The sequence below is a fragment of the Chamaesiphon sp. OTE_20_metabat_361 genome, from assembly GCF_031364565.1.
In genome coordinates this window covers 1-6,209 of the sequence record NZ_JANLWO010000475.1, presented here as the reverse complement: position 1 = coordinate 6,209, position 6,209 = coordinate 1, and the positions used below count along the sequence as shown (strand labels likewise).

Genomic DNA, 6,209 nt, shown 5'->3' with positions numbered 1-6,209 from the left:
TAGCTAAATTTCATTGGAGCTACATCAATGCTTATTTTTATGAGCCAGATCTCGATCGCTGGCGCAAAGAAGGCTGTTACGATCGGATTGCCCGCAATCTAGGCTACCGATTACAGCTTCTACAGTCCAGATTTCCCGCCCAAATCCAGCGCGAACGCACATTAGCTGGTAATTTTACGGTTCAAAACGTCGGTTATGCCAGTCCTTACAACCCTCGGGGTTTGGAATTGATTGCCCGCCATCGGCAAAGTGGCAAGGTCTATCGGCTCCCCCTGCTCAAGCCGAGGAGCAAAACTCACGATCCGCGCTTTTGGCTGCCCCAAGCCGGGAAAATCTCTGTAGCTGTGCGGGTTAAGATTCCGCAGGCGGCACCGTTAGGAACGTATGAGCTGTTGCTAAATCTCCCAGATCCGATGCCCAAACTCGCCAATCGCCCAGAGTATGCGATTCGCTTGGCTAATGAACAAATGTGGGAAGCTAAAACCGGATTTAATTCACTTCGTCGCACGGTGCAGGTAACTAAATAAGCTCACATCTTGCACTAATAGACAAAGACTAGTAGTAGCGTAGATCTGAGGGTACCCACAAGCGTCGTTTTTATGCGGGGGTTCCCCCCGCATAAAAAAACGACAAGACAGGGGCACCCCTACAGATTAATTGTGTAGGGGTGCCCCTTGTGGGTACCCTGGGTCGAAACGAAGCACTAGTATACTTAAACTGGTGCAAGATGTAAGTTATTTAACTCTTGCTTTTTTTGCCTGTTTGACAGGCAATTTTTTTTGTCTAGATGCAACCGACAACTTAGGATTAGGTTGTCCATTGCGGAATCGACGCTTAAAGGTGGATACCAGCCAATCGCTGACATAGTGACTCATCGCTCCCAGTTCTAATCCACAAAATAGCGCCAGATAAACCGGGAAATTATTTGCGATCGAGTGTTGTAAAATTGCTACTAATTCTTGTCCGGTATATGTCTTGGCTCCAGCTAACCGAGCGATACCTAAGTAAAATAAACCAACTAATGCCAACCACAAACTCAAGTAAAAAATTCTCCCGATCGTGCCAATTATCGGGCCATGCGACCAGATCGATCGATGTTTAATTGCTTGTTGATAAGGTCGCCACAACCACCGCAACATCCCCCACCGCTTGTAATGAAAGGAATACAAGTCTAAATCTGGCCCAAAAATCAAGCCACTAAACAAAAATCCACCCGATACCCAAAATGCCAAATCGGCACGGGCAGTCGTCCAGAGAGTACCACCAGCAATTAGCGGTAAACTCCACAGCGTCACTCGATCGTGTGTGCGTCCTGATGGCAAAGTTAATTAGTTAGTTAGTGAATAGTGGATAGCGATCTGTTTGCTTAGCAATCTTACCCGCCTAGTTTGATAATATTATATGAAAAAGAGGTCGATTTCCAATCCAGCAGGTCGATCGTCCATAACTCGATAACAGCTAAATACTAGAGGCAACAATAACCATACGCCTCGACATTCTATTTTTCGCTATCCACTATCCACTATCCACTAATTTCTTAATGACAGAATCAGGACTTACTGACGAACAATATAAACAGAAAATGCAGCGTCGGCAGCAGGTGCAGGCAGAGCGAATCGAGAAATCGATCGACAAAAAAGGTTTGATTATCATCAATACAGGCACGGGTAAGGGTAAAACTACCGCCGCGCTGGGAATGGTGCTACGATCGCTCGGACACGGCTATAAAGTCGCGATCGTCCAATTCATCAAAGGTGCGTGGGAACCCGCCGAGAAAGCCGTTTTAGAGCGGTTTGGCGACCAAATAGTATTTCAGGCGATGGGGGAAGGTTTTACTTGGGATACTCAGGATCGCGATCGCGATATTGCTACCGCGCATCGAGCTTGGGAACAAGCACTAAGTTATATTGTCGATCCAAGTTATCAATTAGTATTACTCGATGAAGTCAATATCGCGCTCAAATTAGGCTATCTCGATCCAGCAGTAGTCATTGCTGGCTTGGCACAAAAACCCGAACTATCGCACGTAATTCTCACTGGTAGAGGCGCACCGCAAAGCTTGATCGATGTGGCAGATTTAGTCACTGAAATGACCATGATTAAGCATCCATTTCGCGAGCAAGGAGTCAAAGCCCAACCCGGTATCGAATTTTAGATTAATAGTCGATCGAACACTTAAATATAGATGTTTTGAGTGAATCGGTGCAAGCATTTATTAGATAGATAATACCTAAAACTTAGATGGTGGGCAGTGCCCACCCTACAAGACTCCCATCTCCCATCTCCCATCTCCCATCTCCTATCTCCCCTAATGCGCTTAACTTCTCTAGATGTTTTTCGCGGGATGACCGTAGCCACCATGATTTTGGTAAATATGGCTAGTCTCCCCGATGACGATAAAAAATATCTCTGGCTCGATCATGCGCCGTGGCATGGCTGGACGATCGCCGATCTGGTATTCCCTTTTTTCTTGTATATTATTGGCGTATCGATGGCTTTTTCACTGGCAAAATATACCAGCGGCGATGCCCCCGCAACTAAGCATGTCTATGTGCAAATCATTCGCCGTAGTCTGATTTTATTTGGCTTGGGACTAATCTTAAATAACCTGATCTGGAATTATAACATCACCGATCCTAAACTATTCGCCAATCTCGATCGGCTCCGCATTATGGGAGTCTTACAGCGGATTGGAATTAGTTTCCTGTGTGCTTCGATCGCAGTTTTATCGCTTTCAAAACGAAACATTTGGATCTTATCGATCGGGATATTAGTTGGGTATTGGTTAATATTAGCTTTCATCCCAGCTTTAGACAATGCCGATGGCATCTTTACCAAGGCGGGGAACTTTGGAGCATATATCGATCGCTTAATTATTACCCCAGCCCACCTCCACAAAGGCTCTGGTAATCAAAGCGATCCTGAAGGGTTGTTTGGAACTCTACCCGCGATTTCTAGTATCTTATTTGGCTATTTAACTGGTGCATGGCTGAAAATTCAGTCAGTTAACTCGCGGACGAGTAGCAATCTATTGATATTTGGCTTGGCAGCAGTAGTAATCGGCTTATTATGGAATGGAATTTTCCCAATTAACAAGAAGCTATGGACGAGTTCCTTCGTGCTATTCACCACTGGAGCAGGATTGATTTCCCTAGCCGCTTGTTATGAATTAGTTGATGTGCGTAAGTATCGAAATTGGTTCAAACCATTTGAAATCATGGGTTTAAACGCAATTTTTATCTATGTAGCCTCGATCGTTCTTATCAAGTTAATCATGGTGAATCAGATTGGTAAAGATAAGCAAGCTGTTTCTGTCTATAATCTTTTGAGAGAGCAGTTGTTTGGCTGGGCGGGTGTGCTTAATAGTGGCTTGCTATTTGCGATCGCGACTGTCTTGCTCTGGTTGGGTGTAGCGTATCTGATGTATCATCGCCGCTGGTTTTTAAAAATTTAGAGTAGCTCGATCGAACCAACTTTAGATTGAAATAACACATACTGTGATACTTTGAGTGAGTTGTTTTATTTCCTAGAAAATGAATAAGTTCATTGGAGCTACAAAACACCTATCTCTCTATCGCTTATTTTGGCTTGTCTGGGGCATTATGGCAATCGGCTCGGTCTGTGTCGCTCCATTCTCAAAGCCGTTATACCAAAACTGGAATATTACCGAATGGCTGATTGACTATAGTAATGGATTTGTGCGTAGAGGACTATTTGGCACTGGAATTGATTGGCTGCGGCAATGGAACATTCCCCCATTACCGCTGATTTTTGGGATAGCGATTACTGCTTATGTTATTACAACCTGGCTGTGGATTGCATCCGTGCGAATCAATCAATCAAAGCTATCACGGAATGAACTTTTATTACTCCTTTTCAATCCCTGTCTGATTTTATTTTTTGTCATGGACGGCTCCCCGCTTAGGAAAGATGTCTTTCCAATTTTGTTTAGCATGATTTCCTTATGGATGATTCGATCCATAAAACCTCACGAAAATAAGTTTTTTCTAAACATAGTCATATTCTCAATTTGGGAAGCTGTTTCGGGCTTGATTTTATCGTTGAGTCATGAAGGAATCAGTCTTTTCTTGTGGTTGCCCACTCATTGGTTACTTTATACTACCATCATATCGAAGATATCTACCGATCGATTTGGCAACACAACCAAAGATAAATTAATTCAAAACACTGTGAGGATCTTGGTATTTTTACCAACGTTAATCGCTTGTGCTGCTGCTATTAAATGGAATGGCGGATCGGAAACAGCCTTGGCAATCTGTAAAAATTGGGAATCGCTAATTGCTACTAATTGTAGCGATAATTATGCCGATACAGCAGCAATTGCTGCTGTATCTTGGAACCTGTCCCAAGCTTGGAATATGTCTGGATTCACCTTAATCGATAATGGAGTTGTGCTCCTATGGTTTATTCCATTCTTATTCTGGACTGGTATTCATCTGAGAATTGCTAGCAAAGTCTCAATGTCTCCGAGTCTGTCAGTAAAAGTAGCTGCTTGGATTGGGATGACTGCATTTCCGCTCTATCTGATTGGCTGGGATTGGGGACGATGGTTTACAATTGGGTCAATGTTAGGTTTATCCGTCATTCTCATTCTAGCTGACTCTCCTTGGTTAAAGGATTTAGAGCATCACTTAGATCTATTGTTAAGCAATTCGTCACTTCTAAAAAAGCCATTTATAGCAATTCAAAGTTTAGCTCAATTTCTGTTGATTAAATCGACGAAATATCTTCAATCTTCTGCTAGAACGATCGCAATCTCTAGTCTCATTGGTTTACCACATTGCTGTGCTACGACTTTAGGCATTTTAGCCAAGGGCATGATGGGCGGATTTGTATTTGCAGTTATCCGTTTATTCGCACTTGATACTTTTTATTAAGAGCGGATCGTCAGAAATGTTTGACTTTAGCAAATCGGCAAGTATGCTTTCAAATTTGATGTTCGATCGCATGGCTACACATTGAAGTATGTAGCTCGATTGTATCTATTAAGTAGAATAGAGCAAATCTAGCTGATAGATAGTCAAGCCGTTTCGATCGAGATCGGTAACAATGGTCGCTAGCTTGGGAATAATAACAAAGACATTATCAACTAGAGATACTAGCCAAGTTATGGACGCGGAAGAACTATTGTGGCGATATCGTGGTGGCGAGCGGGATTTTACCTCAGTGGATCTGAGTGGATTTAGTTTAGTTTCTCAAGACTTAATCGATATTGTCCTCAGCCAAGCCGATTTACGCAAAAGCAACCTGACTTTTGCGTACCTCAATCGCGCGCAGTTTCTCAAAACCAACCTTTCCAACTGCAAACTAGGTGGCGCAACACTGATCCGAGCCGATCTTCAAGGTGCAAATCTCCGCGATGCCGATTTGCATGGAGCTAGTCTCCAGTATGCTGATTTTCGCGGTGCTGATATGACGTGGGTAAATCTCATCGATGCCAATCTGATGGATGCTGACTTGCGAAACGTCAATCTCAGCGGTGCCAATCTCAGCGGCGCATGTATGCGAGCCGCCAATTTTCGCGAAGAAAAACGCAGCTATAATTCCAATCTCCGCAGTGCTAAACTATGCCGCGCCGATCTTCGCAATGCGAACATGGCGGGGGCAAATCTATCAAAAGTCGATCTCAGTTATGCCAATCTGACGGAGGCAAATCTGAAGGGGACGGATTTAACTGGGGCAAATTTGACTGGTGCGAAGTTGACGAATGCGATTCTCACTGAAGCCAATCTGCATGAGGCAAATCTTCCTCATGCCGATCTTTCCCTAGCCAAGCTCGAACGAGCGATTGTGACAGCTTGCGATATGACTGGGGCAAATCTGTCCCGTGCAATCATGTCTAAGGTGAAGTTGGCAAATACCAATCTGAGTTATGCCAATCTCACGGATGCACGGATGCACCATGCGGATCTGACGCGGACGATTTTGTGTTATTCAACGATGATAAATGTCGAACTAATCGAGGCGCATCTGGCTAAAACCGATCTTGAAGATGCCAATATGACAAATGCTAATTTGATGCGGGCGGAAATGAGTAGTGCGAGTACTGTCGGCACGATTTTGACTGGGGCGAAGATGCCCGACGGGCGGATTTATGCCAATGTCTAGAATGTCATCTCGACCGTAATAAATTCGATCGAAGCTGGGATCTTGACAATTTAGGGTAGGGGTAATTCATGAATTACCCC

6 protein-coding genes are annotated in these 6,209 nt (G+C 44.0%); 5 read left to right on the top strand and 1 reads right to left on the bottom strand.

The annotated features are described in order from the left end of the window. Positions 1-527: DUF4832 domain-containing protein (locus tag RMO35_RS13920; protein WP_309741900.1), on the top strand; the 527-nt coding region annotated here is incomplete at its 5' end. Between the two features lie 207 nt (positions 528-734). Here RMO35_RS13920 and RMO35_RS13915 read toward each other — a convergent pair. Continuing rightward, the gene (locus RMO35_RS13915; protein WP_309741896.1) at positions 735-1,322 is read right to left on the bottom strand and encodes a metal-binding protein; all 588 of its coding nucleotides are present in this window, start codon (positions 1,320-1,322) and stop codon (positions 735-737) included. A 218-nt stretch (positions 1,323-1,540) separates the two neighbouring features. Between RMO35_RS13915 and cobO the strand changes: the two genes are divergently transcribed. From cobO to RMO35_RS13895, 4 genes are all read left to right on the top strand, one after another. Beyond that, positions 1,541-2,155 carry a cob(I)yrinic acid a,c-diamide adenosyltransferase gene (gene cobO, locus RMO35_RS13910; protein WP_309741895.1) on the top strand — a complete coding sequence of 205 codons (615 nt, stop codon included), beginning with the start codon at positions 1,541-1,543 and terminating at the stop codon, positions 2,153-2,155. A 156-nt stretch (positions 2,156-2,311) separates the two neighbouring features. Next, positions 2,312-3,454 (top strand): heparan-alpha-glucosaminide N-acetyltransferase domain-containing protein, encoded by a 1,143-nt coding sequence (locus RMO35_RS13905; RefSeq protein ID WP_309741894.1) that lies wholly within the window; start codon positions 2,312-2,314, stop codon positions 3,452-3,454. A 79-nt stretch (positions 3,455-3,533) separates the two neighbouring features. Further along, positions 3,534-4,898, top strand: coding sequence for a hypothetical protein (locus tag RMO35_RS13900; RefSeq protein WP_309741893.1), 1,365 nt, complete (start codon positions 3,534-3,536; stop codon positions 4,896-4,898). A gap of 232 nt (positions 4,899-5,130) precedes the next feature. Next, entirely contained in the window at positions 5,131-6,129 is a 999-nt protein-coding gene (locus tag RMO35_RS13895; RefSeq protein ID WP_309741892.1) for a pentapeptide repeat-containing protein, read from the top strand. Positions 6,130-6,209 lie beyond the last annotated feature (80 nt).